This window comes from Sphingomonas sp. PR090111-T3T-6A, assembly GCF_000383095.1.
GTDB lineage: Bacteria > Pseudomonadota > Alphaproteobacteria > Sphingomonadales > Sphingomonadaceae > Solisphingomonas.
The window spans coordinates 139,198-162,365 of sequence record NZ_AORL01000009.1; the positions used below are offsets into that span (position 1 = coordinate 139,198).

General features: G+C 68.8%; 24 protein-coding genes. 14 read left to right on the forward strand and 10 right to left on the reverse strand.

Annotated elements, in window-relative coordinates; genetic code table 11:
• The first annotated feature begins 37 nt into the window (after nucleotides 1-37).
• Together ST3T6A_RS0102435 and ST3T6A_RS0102440 are read left to right on the forward strand one after the other, a co-directional pair.
• Nucleotides 38-1,342, forward strand: a complete 1,305-nt coding sequence (locus ST3T6A_RS0102435; RefSeq protein ID WP_157602350.1) for a flagellar hook-length control protein FliK — start codon at nucleotides 38-40, stop codon at nucleotides 1,340-1,342.
• A gap of 12 nt (nucleotides 1,343-1,354) precedes the next feature.
• Nucleotides 1,355-2,053: a flagellar hook assembly protein FlgD gene (locus tag ST3T6A_RS0102440; protein WP_019831298.1), complete on the forward strand. Its 699-nt coding sequence runs from the start codon at nucleotides 1,355-1,357 to the stop codon at nucleotides 2,051-2,053.
• A 64-nt stretch (nucleotides 2,054-2,117) separates the two neighbouring features.
• Here ST3T6A_RS0102440 and ST3T6A_RS0102445 read toward each other — a convergent pair whose 3' ends face one another.
• Nucleotides 2,118-2,363 (reverse strand): hypothetical protein, encoded by a 246-nt coding sequence (locus ST3T6A_RS0102445; protein WP_019831299.1) that lies wholly within the window; start codon nucleotides 2,361-2,363, stop codon nucleotides 2,118-2,120.
• 375 nt (nucleotides 2,364-2,738) lie between these two features.
• On the opposite strand from ST3T6A_RS0102445, the gene ST3T6A_RS0102450 reads away from it, so the two are divergent.
• Both ST3T6A_RS0102450 and ST3T6A_RS0102455 read left to right on the forward strand, forming a co-directional pair.
• Entirely contained in the window at nucleotides 2,739-5,126 is a 2,388-nt protein-coding gene (locus tag ST3T6A_RS0102450) for an HAD family hydrolase (protein ID WP_026359363.1), read from the forward strand.
• Between the two features lie 2 nt (nucleotides 5,127-5,128).
• A complete protein-coding gene (locus ST3T6A_RS0102455; RefSeq protein ID WP_019831301.1) occupies nucleotides 5,129-5,941 on the forward strand; it encodes a class I SAM-dependent methyltransferase in 813 nt (270 codons plus the stop codon).
• Nucleotides 5,942-6,144: 203 nt separating this feature from the next.
• Here ST3T6A_RS0102455 and ST3T6A_RS0102460 read toward each other — a convergent pair whose 3' ends face one another.
• The 5 genes from ST3T6A_RS0102460 to ST3T6A_RS0102480 all read right to left on the reverse strand — a co-directional run bounded on the left by ST3T6A_RS0102460 (nucleotide 6,145) and on the right by ST3T6A_RS0102480 (nucleotide 9,944).
• A complete protein-coding gene (locus ST3T6A_RS0102460; protein ID WP_019831302.1) occupies nucleotides 6,145-7,008 on the reverse strand; it encodes a flagellin in 864 nt (287 codons plus the stop codon).
• 163 nt (nucleotides 7,009-7,171) lie between these two features.
• The gene (gene flgH / locus ST3T6A_RS0102465; RefSeq protein ID WP_019831303.1) at nucleotides 7,172-7,933 is read right to left on the reverse strand and encodes a flagellar basal body L-ring protein FlgH; all 762 of its coding nucleotides are present in this window, start codon (nucleotides 7,931-7,933) and stop codon (nucleotides 7,172-7,174) included.
• A 10-nt stretch (nucleotides 7,934-7,943) separates the two neighbouring features.
• Nucleotides 7,944-8,375 (reverse strand): flagellar basal body P-ring formation chaperone FlgA, encoded by a 432-nt coding sequence (flgA, locus tag ST3T6A_RS0102470; protein WP_019831304.1) that lies wholly within the window; start codon nucleotides 8,373-8,375, stop codon nucleotides 7,944-7,946.
• Nucleotides 8,376-8,383: 8 nt separating this feature from the next.
• Complete coding sequence (gene flgG, locus ST3T6A_RS0102475) at nucleotides 8,384-9,169, reverse strand: flagellar basal-body rod protein FlgG (protein WP_019831305.1); 786 nt, start codon at nucleotides 9,167-9,169, stop codon at nucleotides 8,384-8,386.
• Between the two features lie 34 nt (nucleotides 9,170-9,203).
• The gene (locus tag ST3T6A_RS0102480) at nucleotides 9,204-9,944 is read right to left on the reverse strand and encodes a flagellar hook-basal body complex protein (RefSeq protein WP_019831306.1); all 741 of its coding nucleotides are present in this window, start codon (nucleotides 9,942-9,944) and stop codon (nucleotides 9,204-9,206) included.
• A gap of 144 nt (nucleotides 9,945-10,088) precedes the next feature.
• Between ST3T6A_RS0102480 and ST3T6A_RS0102485 the strand changes: the two genes are divergently transcribed.
• The 4 genes from ST3T6A_RS0102485 to ST3T6A_RS19130 are packed head-to-tail and all read left to right on the forward strand — an operon-like array spanning nucleotide 10,089 to nucleotide 12,806.
• Entirely contained in the window at nucleotides 10,089-10,583 is a 495-nt protein-coding gene (locus ST3T6A_RS0102485) for a flagellar basal body-associated FliL family protein (RefSeq protein WP_019831307.1), read from the forward strand.
• Nucleotides 10,580-11,626 carry a flagellar motor switch protein FliM gene (fliM, locus tag ST3T6A_RS0102490; RefSeq protein ID WP_019831308.1) on the forward strand — a complete coding sequence of 349 codons (1,047 nt, stop codon included), beginning with the start codon at nucleotides 10,580-10,582 and terminating at the stop codon, nucleotides 11,624-11,626. Before ST3T6A_RS0102485 ends, fliM begins: the two co-directional genes overlap by 4 nt.
• A complete protein-coding gene (locus ST3T6A_RS19125) occupies nucleotides 11,623-12,066 on the forward strand; it encodes a DUF6468 domain-containing protein (RefSeq protein ID WP_019831309.1) in 444 nt (147 codons plus the stop codon). Before fliM ends, ST3T6A_RS19125 begins: the two co-directional genes overlap by 4 nt.
• Nucleotides 12,066-12,806 carry a MotE family protein gene (locus tag ST3T6A_RS19130; RefSeq protein ID WP_019831310.1) on the forward strand — a complete coding sequence of 247 codons (741 nt, stop codon included), beginning with the start codon at nucleotides 12,066-12,068 and terminating at the stop codon, nucleotides 12,804-12,806. Before ST3T6A_RS19125 ends, ST3T6A_RS19130 begins: the two co-directional genes overlap by 1 nt.
• Before the next feature lie 46 nt (nucleotides 12,807-12,852).
• On the opposite strand, the gene ST3T6A_RS0102505 is transcribed toward ST3T6A_RS19130, so the two are convergent.
• A complete protein-coding gene (locus ST3T6A_RS0102505; protein WP_019831311.1) occupies nucleotides 12,853-13,254 on the reverse strand; it encodes a hypothetical protein in 402 nt (133 codons plus the stop codon).
• Nucleotides 13,255-13,356: 102 nt separating this feature from the next.
• Between ST3T6A_RS0102505 and ST3T6A_RS0102510 the strand changes: the two genes are divergently transcribed.
• Together ST3T6A_RS0102510 and ST3T6A_RS0102515 are read left to right on the forward strand one after the other, a co-directional pair.
• Nucleotides 13,357-13,602, forward strand: coding sequence for a hypothetical protein (locus ST3T6A_RS0102510; RefSeq protein ID WP_019831312.1), 246 nt, complete (start codon nucleotides 13,357-13,359; stop codon nucleotides 13,600-13,602).
• On the forward strand, nucleotides 13,599-15,365 hold the full coding sequence (locus ST3T6A_RS0102515; RefSeq protein WP_019831313.1) for a hypothetical protein: 1,767 nt from the start codon (nucleotides 13,599-13,601) through the stop codon (nucleotides 15,363-15,365). The genes ST3T6A_RS0102510 and ST3T6A_RS0102515 overlap by 4 nt, the downstream gene beginning before the upstream one ends.
• Nucleotides 15,366-15,425: 60 nt before the next feature.
• Here ST3T6A_RS0102515 and ST3T6A_RS0102520 read toward each other — a convergent pair whose 3' ends face one another.
• The 3 genes from ST3T6A_RS0102520 to ST3T6A_RS0102530 are packed head-to-tail and all read right to left on the reverse strand — an operon-like array spanning nucleotide 15,426 to nucleotide 19,803.
• Complete coding sequence (locus ST3T6A_RS0102520; protein ID WP_157602353.1) at nucleotides 15,426-16,334, reverse strand: flagellin; 909 nt, start codon at nucleotides 16,332-16,334, stop codon at nucleotides 15,426-15,428.
• Between the two features lie 11 nt (nucleotides 16,335-16,345).
• Nucleotides 16,346-18,445 carry a flagellar hook-associated protein FlgK gene (flgK, locus tag ST3T6A_RS0102525; RefSeq protein ID WP_019831315.1) on the reverse strand — a complete coding sequence of 700 codons (2,100 nt, stop codon included), beginning with the start codon at nucleotides 18,443-18,445 and terminating at the stop codon, nucleotides 16,346-16,348.
• A 59-nt stretch (nucleotides 18,446-18,504) separates the two neighbouring features.
• On the reverse strand, nucleotides 18,505-19,803 hold the full coding sequence (locus ST3T6A_RS0102530) for a flagellar hook protein FlgE (RefSeq protein WP_019831316.1): 1,299 nt from the start codon (nucleotides 19,801-19,803) through the stop codon (nucleotides 18,505-18,507).
• A gap of 172 nt (nucleotides 19,804-19,975) precedes the next feature.
• Between ST3T6A_RS0102530 and ST3T6A_RS0102535 the strand changes: the two genes are divergently transcribed.
• The 4 genes from ST3T6A_RS0102535 to ST3T6A_RS0102550 are packed head-to-tail and all read left to right on the forward strand — an operon-like array spanning nucleotide 19,976 to nucleotide 23,136.
• Complete coding sequence (locus tag ST3T6A_RS0102535) at nucleotides 19,976-20,395, forward strand: flagellar biosynthesis repressor FlbT (RefSeq protein WP_019831317.1); 420 nt, start codon at nucleotides 19,976-19,978, stop codon at nucleotides 20,393-20,395.
• Entirely contained in the window at nucleotides 20,392-21,729 is a 1,338-nt protein-coding gene (gene fliI, locus ST3T6A_RS0102540; RefSeq protein ID WP_019831318.1) for a flagellar protein export ATPase FliI, read from the forward strand. The genes ST3T6A_RS0102535 and fliI overlap by 4 nt, the downstream gene beginning before the upstream one ends.
• Entirely contained in the window at nucleotides 21,713-22,132 is a 420-nt protein-coding gene (locus ST3T6A_RS0102545) for a hypothetical protein (protein WP_019831319.1), read from the forward strand. The genes fliI and ST3T6A_RS0102545 overlap by 17 nt, the downstream gene beginning before the upstream one ends.
• On the forward strand, nucleotides 22,129-23,136 hold the full coding sequence (locus tag ST3T6A_RS0102550) for a hypothetical protein (protein ID WP_019831320.1): 1,008 nt from the start codon (nucleotides 22,129-22,131) through the stop codon (nucleotides 23,134-23,136). The genes ST3T6A_RS0102545 and ST3T6A_RS0102550 overlap by 4 nt, the downstream gene beginning before the upstream one ends.
• The last annotated feature ends 32 nt before the right edge of the window (nucleotides 23,137-23,168 follow it).

The window sequence follows — 23,168 nt, forward strand, 5'->3', positions numbered from 1 at the left end:
TGGAGTGTGGCTCCTTTGCCTTCGGGAAGATTGCTGAATGAACGTCGCGCCTGTCGCCCCCACGCCCACGCCCGCCCGCGCGGCGGATGCTCCGTCACCGGCCGCCTCCGCCTTCGGAGGCCTGCTGGCCATGGCGAGCGGGACGTCAGGCGGCACCGCGACGCCGGCCGCCCAACCGAGCGGTGCGCCAACACCGGCTCCCGTCGAGCCGGCGCCTGCCCAACCCGTCGCGACCGCAGCGCCCGCCGCCGATCATCGGCCGCCTGCGTCCACGCCCCTCTCCGGGGAACCGGAGGCGCAACCGGACCAGCCCCTCGCGGACGCCACGGCGCCTGAGGCCGAAACGCCGGCCGAGCCGGCCCCGACCGCCTCGCCTGCACCAGCAACCCCGGCTCCGACGCCTGCCGCCGTGGCGGATATGCTCGTCACTCAGGCGCGCCCTCGACAGGTTGTTCCCACCGAGAACACCGAAATCCGGAAGCCGGTCACCGGGGGCGAGGACGACGATGCCGACGCAAAGGACGGGAAAAGCGTCGGCGTGGAGAAAGACAAGACCGACAAGTCCGCTCCGACAGCCTCGGGCGATGCGCAACCGCCGCAGCCCGTGACGCTGGCGGCTATCCCCGCCCCGACCGCCCCTCCGCAACCCGCCGTCGCGCATGCGTCCGGGCAGAAGGGCGAGGAGGCGGACGCCACAGGGAGCAGCGCAGGAACACAGGCCATCCTCCCCACGCCGCATGATCCCGCCGGCACGGCCCCGGCAGCCAATAGCCCGGACAATCTCCCGCCGCTGCTGGCAACCCAGACTCCCGCCATGACACCGTCCGTCCGGCAGACACCGGTCTTCGCGCCCTCTCTCGCCTCGCAGGGCGGCCCGGTGGTCACCGCCGAGCCCGGCCGGATCGGGCGCGATATCGGCGTCGAGATCGCGCGCCATGTCGCGGCGGGCCGGGACGAGGTGACGATCCGCCTGACGCCGGCCGAGATGGGTCAGGTCGAGGTGCGCCTCTCCTTCGACAGCAAGGGAGCCCTCCACGCAGCGGTGCGCGCCGACAACCCGCAGGCGCTCGACATGCTGCGCCGTGATGCCGGCGATCTCGGCCGCTCGCTCGCCGACGCGGGCATCCATACCGACAGCTCCAGCTTCAGCTTCGACCGTCGCGACAGCAGTGCCGGCCAGTTCGCCCAGCAACAGCAGCAGCAGCAGCAGCAGCAGCACGGGCATTCCGACGGGCGCCCTCGCCACGCAGGCGCCGCGTTCCGCGACGACAGCGATTCCACCGCCTCCCCCAGCCCGTATCGGCAGCTCCGCACGAGCAGCCGCGTCGACCTCATGGCATAGGAGCCACCCGACATGACCTCCGTTCCCAGCGCCGATTCCTCGACGAGCAACACGGCCACCAGCAACGCCAACAACACGCAGCAGGCCGCCAACAGCTTCTCGCCGGATCTCAATCTCTTCCTGAAGCTGCTCACCACGCAGCTCCAGAATCAGGACCCGCTGAATCCGATGGACACGTCGGAATATACCCAGCAGCTCGTCCAATATTCGCAGGTCGAGCAGGAGATGCAGCAGACCGGCACGCTCAACAACATCCTCGCCAGCCTCAGCGCGCAGGGCGTGTCGCAGGCCTCCTCCTTCATCGGCCGCGAGGCGCGGTTCGACACCGATACCGCCGGCCTCAAGGGTGATGCGACGCCGACCTGGACCTATGCCATCTCCAGCAAGCCCGCCACGCTGACCGCCACGATCAAGGATGCGGACGGCAAGGTGGTGAAGGAGATCAAGCTCGATCCGGCCTCCGAGGGGCGGTTCACCTGGGATGGCAAGCTGGACGACGGCTCGACCGCGCCTGACGGCGCCTATACGCTCTCTCTCTCGGCGAAGACGGACAACGGCACGGATTTGCAGGCGACGATCAACACGGTCGGCATCGTCAAGGACGTGGTGACAGACGGACAGAATGTGCTGCTGGGCGTGAACGGGCTGCGCTACTCGCTGCAGGGGCTGGTCGCCGTCTCGTCGCCTTCGGCTCCCACCGCAGACGCCTGAGCGGCACGCACGACGAAGGGGGCCCCGCCGATGGCCGCGGCGCCCCCGTCGTCCCTGCGGCGGCTCAGCTGTTGAGCGCGGACAATATCTCCTCCGCCCCGACGATGGCGGTCGTCTCGACGTCGGGCTGAACCTCGTAGTCGATCAGTTCCCCTCCTTCGATCGAGAGGGGCAGGATCAGCGCGGTCAGGCATTCCTCGATAAGCGGATCGTCGGCATAGCCGATCGTCGCGTTCACATCCTCAAGGCCCAGCCCACCCTCTGCAAGCCGGCGCGCAGCCGCACGCCACAGCAGCGATGGATCGGACACCGCGAATTTCAGGATTGCGTCATATATCGTTACGGATAGTTCACCCTTGAGGCAGGGATCCCCGATTCCGCTCGCCCAAGATACGTCCATCTGTGTCCCGCTCCAAACACATACTCGCCGTTTCCCCCCCGGGTTGGCCGACGCGCGTCGTCGAACGACCCCGCCAGACAGCGCTGTTCAACATGAAGAATTGTTCACCAACTACGGGATAATCCTTAGGTTCATCTCCGGTTAAACTGCCTATGGTCGCTCGCCACCCGGCTCGCGGCCGGCGGCCTCAGCGACAATCGGCCCACGCCGCACGAGACGGCCCCATTCATCCTATAACGGAAGGAGCGCCCCGATCCGGGCGCCCCTCTTCCGCTGGGGATGACGATGATCCAGACTTCCATCCGGGCCGACGGCCTGCCGGGGCTGCTGGCCACGATGCCGCCCGAGATCCGGTGCCTGTCGCTCGACTGCTTCGACACGTTGATATGGCGCAACGTCCACGCGCCGATCGACGTCTTCGCCGATCTCTCTCTTCCCGGCGGCGCCGTGGAATCCCGTATCTGGGCCGAGCGCAAGGCCCGCCGCCAGGCGCCCTATCTGCACGGCCGCTACGAGGTGAGGCTGGAGGAGATTCACGCCGAGCTGCTGCCCGAAAGCACGGACGAGCAGCGCGCCGCCATGGCGCAGGCCGAACTCGATGCCGAGGCGCGGCATTGCTACGCCTTCGCGCCCACGCGCGACCTGATCCTCGATGCCCGCCGGCGCGGCCTTCAGGTCGTCATCGTCTCGGACACCTATCTGTCGGAGCCGCAGCTCCGCCGGCTGATCGAGCAGGCCGCCGGCCCCGAGCTTCTCGGACTGATCGACCGCATCTTCTGTTCGTCCGAATATGGGATGGGCAAGGCGGCCGGGCTGTTCACCCATGTGCTGGCCGGGCTCGGCCTGCCCCCGTCCGCCATCCTGCATGTCGGCGACAACCCCATCGCGGATCGCGACGCGCCGGCCCGGCTCGGCATCCACAATGTCCATCTCAAGCAGTTCGACGAAGTGGCCGAGCAGCGCCTCCGCCTGGAGGCCGCCGCCGCCTCGATGATCGAGCCCGCCAGCCGCGTCTCGGTTCCCCTGCTGCAATCGCACCGGCCGCAGATCGCGCTTCGCCGCGAGCGCGACCCCGCCTTCATGCTCGGCCATGACGTGCTCGGCCCGCTGATGCAGGGCTTTGCGCAATGGCTCCGCGCCGAGGCCGAGGCGATGGAGACGGCCAGCGGCAAGCCGGTCAAGCTGCTCTTCCTGCTGCGCGACGGCTATCTGCCGGCCCGCGCCTTCGAGACGCTCTATCCGGATTGGGCGGACCGCGTGATCCCGGTGGAGATCAGCCGCTTCACCGCCACCGCCGCGAGCTTTACCGACAAGGCCGCGATCGACGACTATATGGCCGACGCGCTGCCGGGCCTGCGCAGCACCGCGCTCCCCGCCCGGCAGATGCTGTTGCAGGAAAAGGAATGGGACGCGCTCGGCGAGCCTGCCGACGTCCGCCGCTTCGCCAAGGCGATCCGCCAGCCCGCCACCAGCGCCAGGATCCTCAAGCGCTCGGCCGGGCTGGCGGAAGGACTGTTCGCCCATCTCCGCGCCCGCGGCGTGATGGACGGCGACAGCGTGATGATGATCGACCTCGGCTATAACGGCTCGGTCCAGAACGTCATCGAGCCCGTGCTGCGCGCGGCGATGAAGCTGGAGATCGCGGGCCGCTACCTGCTGCTGCGCGAGGTCCAGCAATCGGGCCTCGACAAGAAGGGCCTGTTCGACGTCCGCCATTACGACTTCAAGGCGCTCTATGCGCTGGCCGAGGACATCTCGATCGTCGAGCAGCTCTGCACGGTCGCGCAAGGGTCGGTGATCGACTACACGCCCGCCGGCGAGCCCATCCACGGCGCGCACGACATCAAGGGCGCGCAGAGCAACTGCCGCGAGATCGCGCAGGAGGCCTGCCTCGCCTTCCTGCGCGGCGTGGGCAGCGCGGTGGTGCGCCCGCCCGCCTCCAGCGACGCCGACGGCTCGCGCCGGACATCGCTCGCCGTGCTGGCCCGGCTGCTGTTCCTGCCGCTCGCCGACGAGGTGACGCTGCTGGAGAATTTCCAGCACGACGTGAACATGGGCACCGACGTGCAGATCCGCATGGTGGACAGCAAGGCCGCCGGCGAAGGGCTCAAGCGGCGCGGCCTGTTCTACATCAAGGACGCCTCGCGCATGTTCCTGCCCGGCGAGTTGCAGCGCCATGGCCTTCCGATCAACCTCGCCATCCTCGGCTCGCGCCGCTTCGGGCTCGATCTGCGCAAGACCGACTTCGACGTGGGGGCGCTCAAGCTGCCGATCGCGCTGCTCGACGCCGGCGGCAACACCACCACCACGATCGACGCCCATCCGACGGCGGAGGGCTATTATCAGGCGGTGATCCCGATCGGCGCCTCGCGCTATTCGATCGGCCTGCGCTTCGGCCAGCTCTTCGACGTCGTGCAGATCGAGGAGGTCGCCTTCCAGCCGGTCAAGGAGTTCCTCTCCCCCCGGATCAAGGAGAAGATGCGCCCCGCCACGCCGATCGTCGACGGCATGGAGGAGGTCGCCCCCGGCCTCTACCGCCTCGACGGGCCGCAGGCTTTCATGCTCGTCCCCCCGCCGCCCGCTGACGGCGATCAGCATATGCTCCTCAGCCTCGTATTCCGCCCCATCCTCCAGCGCGGCGCGTCTGCGCTGGTCCACAAGAAGGTCGCCTGATCATGGCCAATCTCCTGATCCACTCCATGTCCGAATTTTCCGACATCATCCTCGAGGCGCTGCGCCTCGCGGACGCCCGCACCGTCGCCGAGGTCGGCGCGGAATATGGCGGCATGTCGGCGCGGCTGGCCGATCATGCTGCCGCGCGCGGCGGCCACCTCACCAGCATCGACCCCTCGCCCAAGACTGAATTCCTGAGCTGGGTGGCGGACCGGCCGCATGTCCGCCATGTCGCCCAGCCGAGCCTCGAGGCTCTGGGCGGCCTTTCCGGCATCGACGCCTGGGTGATCGACGGCGATCACAACTGGTACACCGTCTATCATGAGCTGAAGCAGGTCGAGGCGGTCAACCGCCGCGACGGCAAGCCGATGCTCGCCTTCCTCCACGATGTCGCCTGGCCCTGCGGCCGACGGGATTTCTATTATGCACCGCAGCGCATCCCCGCCGAGTTCCGCCACGCCTACGACTATCAGGGCGGCGTCTTCCCCGGCAGCAGCCAGCCGGTCGCCGGGCGCGGCTTTCGCGGCATGGGCCAGTTCGCCGTCGCCACGCATGAGGGCGGCCCCCGCAACGGCGTGATGACCGCCGTCGAGGACTTCCTCGCCGAGGCCAAGGCCGAGGGCCGGGACTATGCCTTCGCCGAGGTTCCGGCCGTGTTCGGGCTGGGCGTGGTCTTCTCGGCCGATGCGCCATGGAGCGAGCAGGTGGCGGCGCTGCTGCTGCCCTATCACCGCAACCGCCTGATCGCCTCGCTGGAGCAGAACCGCCTCGCCAACTATCTCACGGTGCTGGAGTGGCAGGACCGCGCCGCCTGAGACGCTGAACGACCCTCCCAAGGCCACAGGGCCGGCGCCGGGGACCATCCCGGCGCCGGCCTTTTTTTTCATGCCCGTCAGGCGCCCCTTCCGCGCCCGATCCCTGCCGCCCACAGCAAAAGACCGGGATGGCGGATGCCATCCCGGTCTCCCTGAACGCCGCCCCCAAGCGGGGGAGCTATGATGGGGCGTCGTCCGATCCCTTAGCGGAAGAGCGAAAGGATCGTCTGCGGCGCCTGGTTGGCGATCGACAGGGCCTGCACGCCAAGCTGCTGCTTGACCTGAAGGGCCTGAAGGTTCGCCGATTCCTTGGCGAGATCGGCGTCGACGAGGTTGCCCACGCCGCTCTCGAGCGCATCAGACAGCTTGCTCGTGAAGGTGAGCTGACGGTCGATCGTGCGCGAAGCCGAACCCAGATCGGACAGCTTGGAAGCCAGGTTGTCCGAGCTGGTCTTCAGCGTCGACAGCATCGCATGGGCGTTCGCCTGCGAGCTGATGTCGTCGGTGGCCGCCACGGTGATCGTGCTGCCGCCGAGGCCCAGATCGACGTTCGCGACGTCGAGCGTCGAGGGGTCCCACGCCGCCGCGTTGGTCGGCGAGGTGGAGCCACCCTGAAGCGACTGGAGCGCCGAGACGCTGCCGCCGCCCGACTTCAGCAGGTTGATGCCGTTGAAGTCCGACGAGTCCACGATCGTGGTGATCTGGTCACGCAGGTTGGTGAAGTCGGTGTTGTACTGCTTGCGCTGGTCAGCGGTCAGCGTGTCGTCGTCCGACTTCGCGGCGAGCGTCTTCATCTGGTTCAGGATGTCGGAGATGCTCTCCGCACCCGAAACCGCGACGTCGGTCACGCTCTTCGCATTGTTGAGCGACGAGGTCACGGCGGTCAGGCCGCTGATGTCGCCGCGCAGGCCCTGCGCGATGTTGTAGGCCGCCGAATCGTCCTTGGTCGAAGCCACGGAGAGACCGGTGTTGATGCGGCTCTGGGTGGTCGCCATCGACTGGTTCGTCATGTTCAGGCTCTGGAGAGCCGTCATCGCGCCGATGTTGGTGTTAACCGAAAAGCCCATGTCTTTGATCCTTCTGGGATATGAAAGCCGAATTCTTCGGCCTTGACTGAAAGCGCTCAGCCGGCGGTGACAGGATCGGGATCAAGTCACATTTAATTCTGGGAAGGATTTCCGACACGCCCAACGAAAACACCGAAATTTTTTGGACGCCACTCCCCCGCGATCAGAAGGGGAAGAGCGCGTCGTAGATCTGCTGGCCCCAGCGCTGCTGCTGCGCGTCGGTGAGCTGGCCGCGGCCGCCATAGCTGATCCGCGCCTCGGCGATCTGGCTGTGGAGGATGCTGTTGTCGCGCGCGATGTCCTCGGGGCGGACGATGCCGGACACGATCAGCTCGCGCAGCTCGAAATTGACGCGCACCTCCTGCCGGCCCTGCACCATGAGATTGCCGTTGGGCAGCACGTCGGTGACGATCGCGGCGATGGTGGTGTTGATCTGCTCGCTGCGCGCGGTGTTGCCCGCGCCGGAGGAGGTGGAGTTGGAACTGCTGTCGACCAGCTTGGAGGGGTCCGGGTGACCGGGGAGCACCTTCACGAGCTGCGATTCCAGCCCGAACAGCGAACTCAGCCCCGCCGTCTCGGCGCCGGTGCGCGATCGGGTGGTGGAATTGTCCAGCACCGCCTTGTCGGCGATGTTGATGCGGATGGTCAGCACGTCGCCGGCACGCGACGCCCGCTGATCGTGGAAGAAGGCCCCCGCGCCCGTGCGGAACAGCGAGGCGCTGGGCGCGGCCGGCGGCTGCGCCCGGTCCCGCATCCCGGCGCGGTGGGCGGCGGCCTGATCGCCCAGCGACGGCTCGATCACCGGCGCCACAGGGTCAGCCGGCGGCGGCGTCATCTTCGGCGCGCGGCCGACATTCTCCAGCCGCCCCGCCACGCCGCAGCCCGTCAGCCCCGCCATCAGCAGCAGGGGAATGATCCGTCGCATCCGCTTCCTCCTATCGTGTCGCCAGGCGGACCCGGCCGCTGCCTTCGATCGTCGCATCCAGCGTGCGGCTGGTGGCGCTGCTCAGCACGCGCACCGGATCGCCGATACCGCCGCCGTTGAGCGCCTTCCCTTCTGTCGTGATCTTCAGCCCGCCGGTGTTGAAGGCGATCATCACCGTCTCGCCGCGCTTGACGACTTGCGGGCGCATCAGATCGCCGCCGCGCACCACCGTCCCCGCAGCCAGACGGCGCGATGCCTGAAGGCCAACGGCGGAGACCACGGGCGTGGCGCCCCGCGCCCAGCCCGGCGCGCGCTGCTCCACGGCGAAGTCGGCGGCGGAGAGCGTCTCGCCCCGCTCCACCGTGCGGGCGAGCACTGGCACATCGACGGCCGGCGGGGCGGGAGCGGCGGCCAGCAGGGCCGCGAGCAGCAGGGTCGCCATGTCAGGGATCAATGCAGCTGGGTGGTGGTGGAGAGCATCTCGTCCGCCGTCTTCACCACGCGGCTGTTCATCTCATAGGCGCGCTGGGCAGAGATGAGCGAGGTGATCTCCGAGACCGGATTGACGTTGGACGCTTCCAGGAAACCCTGGCTCACCGTGCCGAAGCCCGGCTCGCCCGGATCGGCGATGGTCGGCTGGCCGGAGGCCTCGGTCTCCATGAACAGGTTGGAGCCCTTGGCCTCCAGCCCCGCCTCGTTGACGAAGGTGGCAAGCTGGAGCTGGCCGACCGTCTGGAGGTTGGTCTGGTTGGCGAGCTTCACCTGCACGAGGCCGGTCTTGGAGATCACCGTGTCGAGCACGCCCTGCGGAAGCGTGATCGGCGGCTCGACGCGATAGCCGTCGCTGGTCACCAGCTCGCCCTGATCGTTGGGCTGGAAGGAGCCGGCGCGGGTATAGGCGGTCTCGCCGCTCGGCAGGATGATCTGGAAATAGCCGGGGCCTTCGATTTCCATATCATAGGGATTGCTGGTGCTGGTCGCGGCACCCTGCTCGTTGATGCGATAGACGCCGCCGGTGCGGACGCCCGCGCCGATCTGGATGCCGGTCGGCACGCGGTTGCCGTCGGGGCTCGATTCCGCGCCGGGGCGCGACACCTGCTGGTAGAGCAGATCCTGGAACTCCGCCCGCTGCCGCTTGTAGGCGGTGGTGTTCATGTTGGCGATGTTGTTCGAGATCACGTCGACATTGGTCTGCTGGGCCAACATGCCGGTCGAGGCGATGGAGAGCGAACGCATGGATGTCTTCCTTCGGTCGTGAAGAGGGTTGGGATCAGTTGACCTTGCCGAGCCGCTGGATGGCGTTGTGGCGCAGATCGTCGAGGCTCTGCGACATGGCCTGGCTGGTCTGGTAGGCGCGCAGGATCTCGACCATCTTGGTGGTCTCGGCGATCGGCTCGACGTTCGAGGCCTCGACGCCGCCGCTCTTGAGATGCGTCTCGGCAGGCGTGAGCACGCGGCCGCCGGTGCCCGCCATCATCCCGTCGCCGCGCGGGGTGACGATCGCCTCGTTCGAGAAACTGGTGACGCCGAGCCGCCCGATCACCCCGTCCGGCCCCATCACGGAGCCATCGGCGGTGATGGTGAGGCGGTTCTGCTGGTCGGTGGGGACGGTGATGGTCCGCCCCTTGTCGTCGAGCAGCGGATCGCCGCTCGACGTGGCGAGTACGCCCGACTGGAGCACCTTCACGAAGCCCGCGCGCGTATAGGCGACGCCGCCGGGCGTCTGCACCGAGAGATAGCCCGGACCGTCGATCATCACGTCGAGCGGGTTGCCGGTCGCCTGGAAGGCGCCCTGCGTGGTGTCGTGGATGGCGCCGAAGTCGAGCACGAAGGAGGTTTTCTTCGCGTCCTCGATCGGGGCGTCGCTCGCCTGCTCGACATATTCGTGGAAGAGCGGCTGCTCGCGCTTGAAGCCCACCGTGTTGGTGTTCGCCATATTGTTGGCCGCGACGTCCAGACGGCGGCGCAGCGCCTGTTCGTGGCTGAGCAGCACAAAGGATGACACGTCCATAAAAGCGGACCTTCCCGAAAAAATCGCAACCGGGGCGGCAAAATCTGCCGCGCGCTCATCCTATAATAGACGGGAACGAGCCGGGATGGACGCGGAAGCGATCATTTCGGCGCGACGATCCGCAAATCCCAAGGGGGTGAACAGGTGCCCACCACGTCCGTCATCGAAGCCGACGTCAAAGCCGGCGGCGCCCCGCCTGCCCGCTCGCGCAAGCGCCTGATCCTCATCGCCGCCGGCGTGGTGGCGTTGCTCGGCGCGGCCGGCGGCGGCTATGCTTGGTGGTCGCGCGGGCCTTCTGCCGAGCCGGCAGGGGCAAGCGCCAGCGATGCGCCCGCCAAGGCCTATGTCGACGTGCCCTCGATGGTCGTGAACCTGCGCAGCAGCGACGGGCGCGCCCATCTGCTCAAGCTGCACGTCATGCTGGTCGCGGCGGATGCCGGCCGCAACGCCGCGATCACCGCGAAGATGCCGCTCTATCTCGACACGCTCCAGCCCTTCCTGCGCGAGCTGCGTCCGGAGGATCTGAACGGCTCGGCCGCCGTCTTCCGCATGAAGGAGGAGATGCTGGCCCGCGCCAACGACACGATGGGCGGCGGCATGGTGCGCGACGTGCTGATCCAGGATCTGGTGCAGCAATGACGAACGGCCCCGAGCCCGGCGAAGGCGGCGACGATTTCGAGGAGATCGCGCTCTTTACCCCCCAGCCCGTCTCGCTCGACGGCGACACGCCGTTCGACCAGGCCGACATCGACGCGCTGCTGGGCTTCGGCTCGGCATCGCCCGCCAAGCCCAAGAGCGGCCTGCGCGCGGTCATCGAGTCCAACGTCATCAGCCATGAGCGGCTGCCGATGCTGGAGGTGGTGTGCGAGCGCATGGTGCGCAGCTTCGCCACCTCGATGCGCAACCTCACCTCCGACGCGATCGACGTGACGCTCGACGAGGTGACATCGGTGCGCTTCGGCGAGTTCATGAACCGCGTGCCGCTACCCGCCATGATCGGCGTGTTCAACGTGCAGGAATGGGAGAATTACGGGATCGCCATCGTCGATTCCAACCTGATCTACGCGGTGGTCGACGCGCTGCTCGGCGGGCGCAAGGGCAATTCCCCGCTGCGCATCGAGGGCCGCGCCTTCACCACGATCGAGACCAAGCTCGTATCGCGCATGGTGCAGCTCGCGCTCGACGATCTCGCCAACGCCTTCGAGGCGATCGAGCCCGTGAAGATGGAGCTGAAGCGGATCGAGACGAGCCCCCGCTTCGCCGCCATCGCCGGCCCCTCCAATATCGCCGCCGTCGCCACCTTCTCGGTCGACATGGAAGGGCGCGGGGGGCGGTTCACCGTGCTGTTGCCCTATGCCACGATCGAGCCGGTGCGCGGGCGCCTGCTCCAGCGCTTCATGGGCGAGAAGCTCGGCCGCGATCGCATGTGGGAAGCCCATATGGCGAGCGAGCTATGGCAGACCGAGATCACCATGGATGTCGTGCTCGGCCAGCGGCAGATGCGGCTGCACGACGTCTCCAACCTCGCCGTCGGCCAGACGATCCGCCTCGATCGCGGCCCCGACGACACGCTGGAGGTCCATTGCGGCGGCGTGCCGCTGGGCCACGCGCATATCGGCCAGCGCCGCAGCAACATGGCCGTCCGCATGGTCACCGACATCGCCCGGGAGAATGGGAAATGACGTTCGCGAGCCTTACCAATATCGTCGTGGCCGCCCTGTGCCTGGGCGTGATCTTCCAGGGCCTGCGGATGATCCGCAACATCCGGCTGATCCAGACGGGCGATCTCGGCGACACGATCAAGTCGCTCGACCGCGCCACCGCGCAGGCCCGCGCGGTGCTGGGCGAACTGAAGGACGTGCTCGTCACCGACGGCGCCGCCAACGCCCGCATCATCGCCACCGGCGAGACGCTGCGCGACGAGCTGTCGGTGATGATCGGCATCGGCAATGCAGTGGCGGACCGCATCATGGAGGCCGCCAGCCCCGGCGACCGCCAGAAGCCGCCCGAAGCCGAACCCGCCGCGCCCAAGCCCGCCCCCAAGCGCCTTCGCCGTCGCGCCGCGTCGCGCGCCGATGCCCCGGCCGTCGAGGCTGTCCCGGCTCATGCGAGCCTCCAGTGATGAAGGTCCGCTCTCTCCTCCCCGCCTCGCTCCAGCGGATCGGCTGGAAGCCGCCGCTCATCACCATGATGATGGGGGCGGCCGGCATCTCGGCCATCGCCAACGCCATGGCCTCCGCGACGCCCGCCGCCGCCCCGGTCGAGGCCGAGGTGCCGACGCGGCTGGGCACATCGATCCAGCAAAGCCTGCGAGAACGGGACCAGGCGCTCGCCGGGCAGAAGCGCGCGCTCGAACTGCGCGAGCAGGCCCAGCGCGCCGCCGAGCAGCGCCTGCAAAGCGCGATGCAGTCCGGCCAGCAGGCGGCGCCCGCCCCCGGCACGACGCCCGCGCCGATGAACGGCACCTCGGCCGCGCCCTATGACGAGCTGGCGCGCATCTATCAGGCGATGAAGCCTGCCAAGGCCGCGCCGATCTTCGAGAAGCTCGAACTCGACGTGCAGATCGAGGTCGCCCGCCGCATGCGCGATCGCTCGACCGCGCTGCTGCTCGCCAGCATGAGCCCGGACGGCGCGGCCGAACTCAGCATGGCGATGGCCGGGCGGCATGTCGTGAAGGCTCCGCCGGCCCGCGTGGCCGCGCGGGCCGAGACGCCGGCAAAGAGCGCCTCGCCGTCCGCTGCAAAAGCGCAGGCCGCCGACCAGAGCCAGCGCCCCCGGCATCGCCCGGTGCGCGCGGTGGCGGAGCAGGCGGCACCCGCGCCGGCCGCGGCCCCTGCGCCTCAGGTCGCCACGGCCCAGTGAGAAGAGAAGGCGGAGCGGCTCCCTCGGGCCGCTCCGCCGCACTGCATCAGGCGGGAATGGCGTCCAGCCTGACGATCAGCACGCGCGCGATGCCGGGATGGGCGCGCTTCATCGCCGCGTTGAGGTCCGCGCTCAGCCGCCCGGCGTCCACCGGCGTGTAGCCCGATGCGTAGAGGCGCGAAAATTCCAGCGCCGCCGTCAGCGCCGTGGCGCGCAGTTCCGGCATCCGGGTGCGCAGCGTATCGGCGGCGCCCACGCTGTCCGCCTCCAGCACCAGCGTGACGCTCAGCGCCCCCTCGATCCGGCTCTCGCCGAAGATGGGCGTGGTGATCTCGCTCAGCGCGACGAATTGCGGGGCCAGCGCCGTCGCCGGGCGCGACGCGGCGGACGCATCGCTCGCGGCCAGCACCGACAAGGCGGTGATCGCGGTGTTGACGGCCTTGCGCATATCGGACTCCGGATGACCCTGAACGCGCCGATCCAACGGGCGCGGGAACGAACCGGCGGCTCGTTCCTCTTCTATAATAGAGGGAAAAGCAGGGAGCCCCCCATGAGCCACGATCAGCGCCCCGGCCGGGTGCGCGTGTTTTCGTCCGGCAGCCCGGCCGGAACGCCGCAGCGCCGCCGGACCGATCCGCCCCCGGCGCCCGCCGCGCCGCCGCCCGCCGAGGTCGTATCCCCGGCCGGGCCATCGCTGCGCACGCTGGCGATCCGGGGAGCGCTGTTCCTTGTCGCCTGCGCGGCCGGGGGGGCGCTCGCCGAGGCCTATCACCTGCCCGAGATGCTTGTCCGATGAAATGGCCCCTGTTGCTGGCGTCGGCGGCCGCGATCGCGGCGCCTTCCCTTCCACCCGCCACGTCGCCCACGCCCGTGCCCGCCCCGGCACCGCCGCCCGCGCGCCTGCCGGGCTTCGCGGCGGAGCTGGCGCAGGGCACGCCGATTGCCAACGGCAATAGCTGGGCAACGCTGCCCGAGGCCGACGCCTGGCGCGCGCTGGCCGCGTCTTCCGGCATCCAGCGCCAGCGCGTGCGCTGGGCCTTCGCGCGCAGCCTGATCGGGCGCGGGCGCGGTGCCGAGGCGATCGGCCTGCTCGACCTGATGGCCGACGACGACCCCGATCTCACGATGGTCGACAATTGGCGGCTGGCCCATGGCGCGGCCGAGGTGCTGATGGCACGCTGGGACGACGCGTCGCGCGATCTCTCCACGGGCATGCTGGGCGGCAATGCCGAAGCCTGCGCGTGGCGGCTGCGCGCGCTCGCCGAGGCGGGCCTGCCGGCCGAAGCCCTCTCGCTGGTCGCCTGCGCGCGTTCCGTGATCGAGCGGCGTTCGCCGGAAGCCCGTGCGCCCTTTCTCGTCGCGGCAGCGCGAGCGGCGGTCGACGGAGGCCAGCCCCGGCTCGCTTTGTCCTGGCTCTCCACGCTGCCGGACCGTGATCCGGCGGCCAATCTCTATCGCGGACGCGCCGACGGCCTGATGGGCAATGCCGGCGAAGCCCGCCTCCGGCTTGCCCGCGTCGAGAAGAGCGGCACGGCGGCGGAGCGCGCCAACGCCCGGCTGAGCGGAATCGAGCTGGCCTCGGCGAACGGCTGGATCAAACCCGCCGAGACGATCCGCCAGCTCGACGCCTTCCGCTATCGCTGGCGTGGCGACACGATCGAGGAGCGCGCGCTGCGCCTCGGCTACCAGACCGCCATCCGCACCGGCGATCTCGACGCGACGCTGCGCACCGGCGCGACGCTCTACCGCTTCTACGATCCCGCACGGCAGGGGCCGGACTTCGTGGCCACGCTTCAGGCGAAGCTCGCCGCCGCGCTGGACCCTGCGGGCGGCCTGCCGCTCGATCGGGCGGCGGGGCTGTTCTGGGATTATCGCGACCTGCTGCCCGGCGGGGCCGAGGGCGACCTCCTGGTGACCAAGCTCGCCGGCCGGTTGCAGGCCGCCGAACTCTACCAGCGCGCCGCCGAACTGTATGAGCATCAGCTTCTGGTGCGCGCGACGGACCTTTCGCAGGGTCCGCTCTCGGTGAAGGTGGCCTCGCTCTATGTGCTCGCGGGCCGCCCCGATCGCGCGGTGGTGGCGATGCGCAAGACGGCCAATGCCGCCTATCCGGACGCGATGCTGTTCGAGCGCAAGCGCGTCGAGGCGGTCGCGCTCAACCAGCTTGGACGCGTGCGCGAGGCAGACGCCGTGCTTCAGGACGTGCCCGGCGGCGGCGCGATCCGGGGCGAGATGGCGTGGAAACGGCATGACTGGGCGACCGTCGCCACGGAGACCAAGGCCCAGCTCCCGACCGTCGGTGCTCTCAGCGATGTCGGCCAGGCGATCGTGCTGCGCCGCGCGATCGCGCTCGCCATGCTGCGGCAGGAGGACGAGCTGGCGGCGCTCCACGCCCGCTACGCCCCGGCCTTCGCCCGCCTGCCCAACGGCCCGGTGTTCGCAGCACTCACCAGCGCGCCGGGCGCCACCGATCCGGCGCTGTTCGCCAAGGCGATGGCCGCGCTGCCCTCGGCGAGCCCGGTCGGCGATCTGGCCGAGCTGATCGACGCCGGCGCATGAGAAAGGGGGCGCCCGGCCAGCCGCCGGACGCCCCCTCCCGGAGCCCATGATGGTGATGCTTCAGTCGAAGAAGTTCAGCAGCGACATGCCGTTCAGCTTCTGCAACGCGGCATAGGAGGCCTGAAGCTGGGTGGTGCGGTTCGAGAGATCATAGGCCACCTGATCCATGTCCGCGTCTTCCGCGTCGCCGACCACCTGCGTGAGCAGGGTGGCGCGATCCTGCGCCCGATTGCCGAACGCCTCCACCTTGTTCATCATGTCACCGTTGCGCGCATCGACCGAGCGCAGGTCGGTCAGGCCCTGATCGATCTGGCCCATGGCGGTCTTGAGGCCGTCCATCTGCGCGTCGGTCAGCTTGTCGCCGAACGGCGCGAGCCCGGCCAGCGTGCTGAACGCCTGCACCAGCCCGGTGCCGATGTCGCTGGCGCCGATGCCATATTGCGTGTCGACATTGTCGCTGAGCCGCGCCGTGGTGCGCACATCGTCATTGCCGAAGGCGGCCTCCGGCGGCGTCAGGCCGATCATGTCCGAAAGCTGGTTCGGCTTGAAGGGCTGGCTGTCGGTCTGCGACCCGGCGAAGATCGGCACGCCGGCCTCGTTGGCGTTGAGGGAATCGCGCAGATCGTTGAACGCCTCCTCGATCGCGGAGCCCAGATCCGGCGAATCCCCGGTGCCGATCGCCTTGAGCAGCTTGGTCTTGAGGTCGCTCACGCTGTCGTCGATCGTGCCGAGGCTCACCTTGTAGAAGCCCAGCGTGGTGTCGACGCGCTTGGCGACCACGCCCTGCGCCTGCTGCTGCGCCAGCATCGACGATGCCGAGAGCACCCGGCCGACATTGCTGCCGAGCGAGGCATAGTCCTGCACCTTCTTCGTCGTCTCAAGCTGGATGTTCAGGTTGGCGACCTGCTCTCGCGAGCGGCTCAATGCAGCGGAGATGACGTTCTGCTGCGCCATGGTAGCGACTCTCATACCAAACTCCCTCAGCTCACCATGTTGAGAAGCGTGTCGTACATGCTGCTGGCGGTGGTCAGCACGCGGGCGGCCGCCGAATAGCTGTTTTGCAGCACGACCATCTGGGCCAGTTCCTCGTCGATGTTGACGCCCGCGAAGCTGTCCCGCCGGTTGACGGCGTCGTCGCGGCGCGCGGCGGTGTCGGTGGCGTTGGTCTGGGCCTGCGCGGCGTCGTTGCCGATGTCGCCGAAGAGCTGGTTGGCATACTGCCCGATGCTGCTCTTCACGCCCTTGCCGAAATCGGCCTGGCCGTTCAGCACGTCGATGAAGTTGTTGGCGCCGGTGGTGTCGCCCTTGCCGATACCGTTCTCGCCCACCGCGGCGCCGGCCTTGTAGACCGCGAGCGGCAGCCGCGAGACGTCCGACGCGATATCGGGCCGCACCTTGGCGGAGGACAGGCCGGCATAATCGCCGCTCAGCCCCGACAGCGCCGAGAAGGACACGCCGGTGCCGTTGCGGTTGGTGGAGTCGGATGGAATGGTGACGGTGGCGCCCGCCGCCTGCGCATTGGGCGTGAAGCGGATCTGGCCCCGGTCATCCAGCGCGAAGCTGCCGAACGCCGAGAGCGAGCTGCCGTTGAGCCCGTTGATGACATCGCCGAAGGTCTGCCCCGGAGCCCCGCTCAGCGTATAGCTGCCGAGTTCGCGGCCCGCGGAATCGCGCAGCACGATCTGCGCAGTCTGGCCGGTGGCGAAGCCGGTCGGATCGGTCGCGTCGAAGCCCGAGGGGACGAGCGGGTTGCCGTCGCTCCGCACCAGATCGTTGAGCCCGAAATATTGCGAGAAGCCGACGCCGGCGCGATCGCTCGGCGTCGTCGGGTCCTGCGCCACGGCGACGCCGTTGTCCGAGTTCGCCGCCTTGATGCTGAGCGTGCCGTCCGCCGAGAGCGTCGCCGTGCCCAGCCCGCCGAGCCCGGCATTGATCGCGTTCACCGCATCGTCGACGGTGGCTGTCGGCCCCAGCGCGTCGAAATCGATGGTGGTGGTGGCGAGCACCGTGCCGTCCTGCGCGGTGACGGCGAACACCGCCTTGCCGGTGAAGCCCAGCCGGTCGCTGCCGATGAGCCCGCTCGGCCGGCCGTCGAGCGACTGCGGCGCCGGCTGCGTCGTGCCCGCATTGGAGGCGGAGTTGAGCGCACCGGCGAGCCCGCCGTACATGGAGCCCATGCGCTCGGCATAAGCGGGCAGCGTCTTGTCGCGCAGCTTCAGCAGACCGCCCAGCTTGCCGCCGATGGTGCCGCCGTCGATCGTCTCGCCGGTCGTCGGCCCCGGCTGGCCCGCGGCGTCGGCGAAGCGGATATCGATCGGCGGATAGGTCGACTGCGAGGCCGTGTTACCGGCCGGATAGCTCAGAAGGCGCAGCCTGCCGTCGAGCAGCGCCTGCCCCGAGGCGGTGTCGATCGTCACGCGGCCGTCCGGCTGGTCGCGGACGGTGACGTTCATCAGCCCGCTCAGTTCCTGAAGCGCGGACACCCGCTCGTCCTCGGGGCCGGCGGTGCTGTGGCCCTGCCCCTTGAGCGTCGACACCGTGTCGTTCAGGTCGTCGATCTTGCTGAGCAGGACGTTGATGCGGCTGACCGTGGTGCTGACGTCGCTTGCGACATTGGCGCGCAGCCCGTCGATGTCCTGATCCAGCCCGCCCATCGAATCGAGCAGGTTCTGCACGCTGCTGACGAACTGGTTGCGGGTCTGCCCGGGGTCCTGCGAGCCGGTCATCTTGGTGGCGTTGGCCAGCACATCGTTGAGCTGCTCGGGCAGGCCCGTGCCGCTGCCCGGCTTGCCGAGATAGGACTGGAGCTGATCCAGATAGCTGGAGAGGACATCCGCCTGCCCGGCATCCCCGCCGCGCCGGTAGACGGCATTCTCCAGATAGCGGTCCGCCACCCGCTCCGGCTCGGACACCAGCACGCCGTTGGTGCGGCCGGCCGCGACATTGCTGGTGACGGCCACCCTCTGCCGCGCATAGCCCGGCGTGTTGACGTTCGAGATGTTGTTGGACACCGCCCCCATCCCCGCCTGCGAGGCGGCGAGGCCAGACATGGCGGTTCCGAGAATGTCGTTGAGAGACACGGGATGGCTTCCTTCGGACTATCGGAAGATGGGGATGGGGCGGTGGCCGGGAGGAAGCGTCAGCGCTTGAGGTCGCTCAGCTCCTGAAGCATCTGGTCCACCGTCGTGATGATCTTCGACGAGGCGCTGTAGGCGCGCTGGAAGCGGATCATGTTGGTGAACTCGGTGCCCAGATCGGCGGTCGAGCCTTCGAGCATGTTCTCGGTGATCTTGCCGGAGCCCTGCGTGCCGGCGGGATTGATGAGCGCGTTACCGGAATCGTCAGACACGGTGTAGGCATTGCCCTGGATCGCGGTGAGACCGTCGGGGTTGGCGAAGGTGGCGATCGGAAGCTGGTAGATCGGGCGGATCTCGCCCTTGTCGAACACCGCGCTGACGACGCCGCTATCCGAGACGGTGATGCCGGTGACGGCGCCGAACAGCCCGCCGTCTACCGAGGAGCCGATCAACCCGGACGCATCGCTCGTCTGGGTCAGGCCGTCGAGCTTGCCGTCGGTGCCGAGGCCGAGCTTGATCGGCTGCGCGCCCGCGCCGTTGGTCCAGCCGGGGTTGAGGCCCGCGAACAGCGCCGGGTCCGAACCCGCCGCGTCGAGGCTGCCGTCCGGGTTGAACTCCACCTGCCCCGTGGCGAGGATGCCGTCGGCCGCCGATACGTCGCTCGCCGGGACGGCATAGACTTCTGCCTGCCAGGTGTTCGGGCCGGTCTTCACGAATCCGAGGTTGAGCTGATGCTCGCCGCCCTGCTCGTCATAGACGGTGATCGGGCGCGAGAATTGCGCCGTCACATTGCCCTTGGCGATATCGCCCGCCGTATAGCCCGTGATCTCCTGCGTGCTCGATTGCAGGTTGATCTGCACATTGGCGAAGGTGGTGGGCTCCGCCGTGCCGGACAGCGCCTTGTAGTTGATCGTCTGAAGATCGCTCAGATTGCCGTTGTTGGTGAAATTGCCGTTGGAATCGAGCGGCCAGCCCTGGAGATAATAGCCGGAGGAGTTCTTCAGGAAGCCGGAGTCGTCCGGCGAGAAGGAACCCGCACGCGTATAGGCGACCTTGCTGTCCGCGCCCGTGCCGTCGCGCACGACGAAGAAGCCGTTGCCGTTGATGGCGAGATCGTAGCTGCTGCCGGTCTGCAAGGGCGTGCCCGCCTTCGAGATATATTGCCGGGTGACCATGTTGACGCCGCCCGCGGCATAGGCGCCGCCATGGCCGCCGCCGCCGACCAGCGTGCTGAAGTCGGCCGCGACCGCCTTGTAGCCGACCGTGTTGACGTTGGTGATGTTGTCGGCGACCGTCGCCATCGCGGCGGACTGAGCGTTCAGACCCGAGACGCCGGCATACAGAGCGGAATAGAGGCTCACAACTTTCTCCGTGCGCAGTGGTCGGCGGGCCGCCTTCGGGCATCCCGTCCTTTGCCAGCATCATTGTAGGAAGGGCCCGAAGCCCGCCAAATACGGGGAAAATTTTTCCTAGCTGAACCCGGCTGCCCCGCCATGCTCCTATAATATCGGAAACACACTGACGGGGACCGGAATGCCGCTGCACATCACCTTGCGCGACAAGGAGAAGATGATCCTGAACGGGGCGGTGCTGCGTGCCGTCGGCAGGACGCAGCTCTGCCTAGAGAACAACGCCGCCATCCTGCGCGGTCGCGACGTGATGACGCCCGAGGAGGCCGATACGCCGGCCAAGCGGCTCTATTTTGCGTGCATGATGGCCTATATCGACCCCGACGATCTCGATCGCCACCGCGAGACGATCCTGATGCTGGTCCGCGACCTGCTCGCCGCCTTCCAGTCGATCGAGGCGCGCGCGATCTGCGCCACCTTCGCCGAGAAGGTCGCGACCTCGCAATTCTATCGCGCGCTGGCCGATTGCCGCTGGCTGATCGCCTATGAGGCCGAGGCGATGGCGCGCACGCCCGCCGCAACGGCCGCGACAAGCCACCCATGACCACGCTCGCCTCCGCCGCAGCCGGCCTGCGCGCGCTGACGCCGGACCAGCGCTACGGCCGGGTCGTGGCGGTGCGCGGCGCGCTGATCGAGGCGGAGGGGCTCGCCGGCGCCGCGCGGATCGGCTCGCGCATCCGCATCGCGGCGCCCGACGGCATGGTGGAGGCGGAAGTGACCGGCCTCGATCGCGGCATCGCGCAGTGCCTGCCGTTCAGCGATCCGCAGGGCATCGCCTCCGGGGCACGCGCCGATCTGGTCGCCGGCCAGTTCACCTTGCGTCCGTCGGAGGCGTGGCTGGGGCGGACGATCGACGGGCTCGGCCGGCCGATCGACGGGAAGGGGCCGCTCGGGCTGGGCGCCGATCCGCGCCCGATCAAGGCCTCTCCGCCACCCGCCTCGGTCCGCGCCCGCGTCGGCGCCAAGGTCGAGACGGGGGTGCGCGCGCTCGACATCTTCGCGCCGCTCTGCCGGGGGCAGCGGCTCGGCCTGTTCGCGGGCTCGGGCGTCGGCAAGTCTACCCTGCTCTCGATGCTGACGCGCTGGACGCAGTGCGACGTCGCGGTGATCGGGCTGGTCGGCGAGCGCGGGCGCGAGGTGCAGGAGTTCGTCGAGGACGATCTCGGCCCCGAGGGCCTCGCGCGCAGCACGGTCGTCGTCGCCACTTCGGACGAGCCTGCGCTGATGCGGCGGCAGGCCGCGTGGACGACCCTCGCCGTCGCCGAGCATTTCCGCGATCAGGGGCTGCATGTCCTCTGCCTGATGGATTCGGTGACACGCTTCGCCATGGCCCAGCGCGAGATCGGGCTGGCGAGCGGCGAACCGCCGGCCACCAAAGGCTATCCGCCGACCGTCTTCGCAGAGCTGCCCCGCCTGCTCGAACGCGCGGGTCCAGGCCTGCCGGGGCAGGGCTCGATCACTGGCCTCTTCACCGTATTGGTGGATGGAGACGACCATAACGAACCGATCGCGGATGCCGTGCGCGGCATTCTCGACGGCCATGTCGTCATCACCCGCAAGATCGCCGAGCGCGGCCGCTATCCTGCGATCGACGTGCTCAAGTCGATCTCGCGTACCCTCCCCTACGCCCATGACGATGAGCAGAATGCCTTGCGCAACGAGGCGCGGCGCATCCTCTCCACCTATGGCGACATGGAGGAGATGGTCCGTCTCGGCGCCTATCGTCCCGGCGCCAATGCCGAGGTGGACGAGGCGATCCGCACCGCGCCGCGCATCGAGGCGCTGTTGCGGCAGGGCAAGGCCGAGCGGGGGCATGCCGCCGACGCCTTCGCATCCCTCGCCGCGCTTCTGGAGACTGGCGATGAAGACACCCTTTGATGGCGCGATCCGCCTTCAGCGGCGGGAGATCGACGAGATGCGCGTCGCGATCAACGTGCAGGTCGAGCGGTTGGTCACCATCGAGAATGCGCAGGTGGACGCCGACGCCGTGATGCGCCGCGAGCGCCATGTCGCGGGCGAGGATCTGCTCTTCCCCTCCCATGCCTATATGGCCCGCATGCATGCCGAGCGGCAGCGGCTGGCCGAGGATCGCGCGGTCATCGACGTTCAACTCACCCAGCTTCGGACGCGCGCCACGGCCGCCTATGGCATGTCGAAGGCGATCGAGGATGCCGCCCGCAACTATCGCGAAGAGCAGAGACAGGCCGAGGCCACGGCCGAGCAGGCACGGCTCGACGATCAGGCCGCGACGCGTTTCCTGCGCCTCACGGACCGGCGATGATCGGGCATATCCGCAGCGGCTCCGCCAGCACGGCGGAGCAGGTGAACCCGCAGGAAAAGGCCGCGCTGATCTACGCGCAGGCCCGCTCCGAGCTATCGAGCCGGCTGTGGAAGGCCGCGCTGGGGGGCGATGCCGCGTCCTCCCCGGCCGGGCCGGGCCGTTCGGAGAGCCCGGACATGGGATTGGACGCGCTGGTCGCGCTGCTCGGCGGCGACGGGATGCCGGTGGCCACGCCGCCCATCGCCGCGCCGCCGCCCGGCGTGCCGCTGCCCGACCCGGACGGACATTCCTCCCATAATGGATCGGGCTCGCAGGGCGGCGATGCGGCGGCCGGAGGGCTCGGCGCCAATGCACCCTATGCGGCGACACTGAGCGCTGCTGCAGAGCGGACAGGCCTGCCCCCCGCCCTCCTCGCCACGATCGTCCAGGCCGAGGCTGCGACCGGGCCGGACGGACGCTGGCTCACCTTCTCCCGCAATCCGCGATCGAGCGCGGCCGGGCTCGGCCAGTTCCTGAGCGGCACGTGGATCTCGGAGGCCGAGCGCCCCGGCACCTGGCTCCACCAGATTGCGGGCGCACAGGGCTGGCTCAACGGCCATGGCCGCGTGGCGTCCGATGCGCGCTCGGCGCTGCTCCAGCTCCGCTATGACGGCGACACCGCGATCCAGGCCATCGCGGATTATGCGCGCTCCAACCTCGATCAGCTCCGTGCCGCCGGCGTGGCGGTGGGCAGCAGCGTCGAGAACCTCGCGCAGAGCGCCTATGTCGGCCACCATCTCGGCCTGGGCGACGCCATCCGTTTCCTGAAAGGGGAGCTGAGCCCCGACCGCGCGCGCAAGCTGCTGAAGGCGCAGATCGGGAGCCACGCCGCCGAAGAGCGAATCGCCGAGGCGGGAGACGCCACCCGTGCGCATCGCGCATGGCTGCTCGGCTATGTCGCGCACGCGGTCCGGCCGCAGCGTTTCGCCGCCCTCGGGACGGAGAAGGTGCCGCGCAACGCATAATTATGGGATTTGTTTCATAAATCCATTATGGA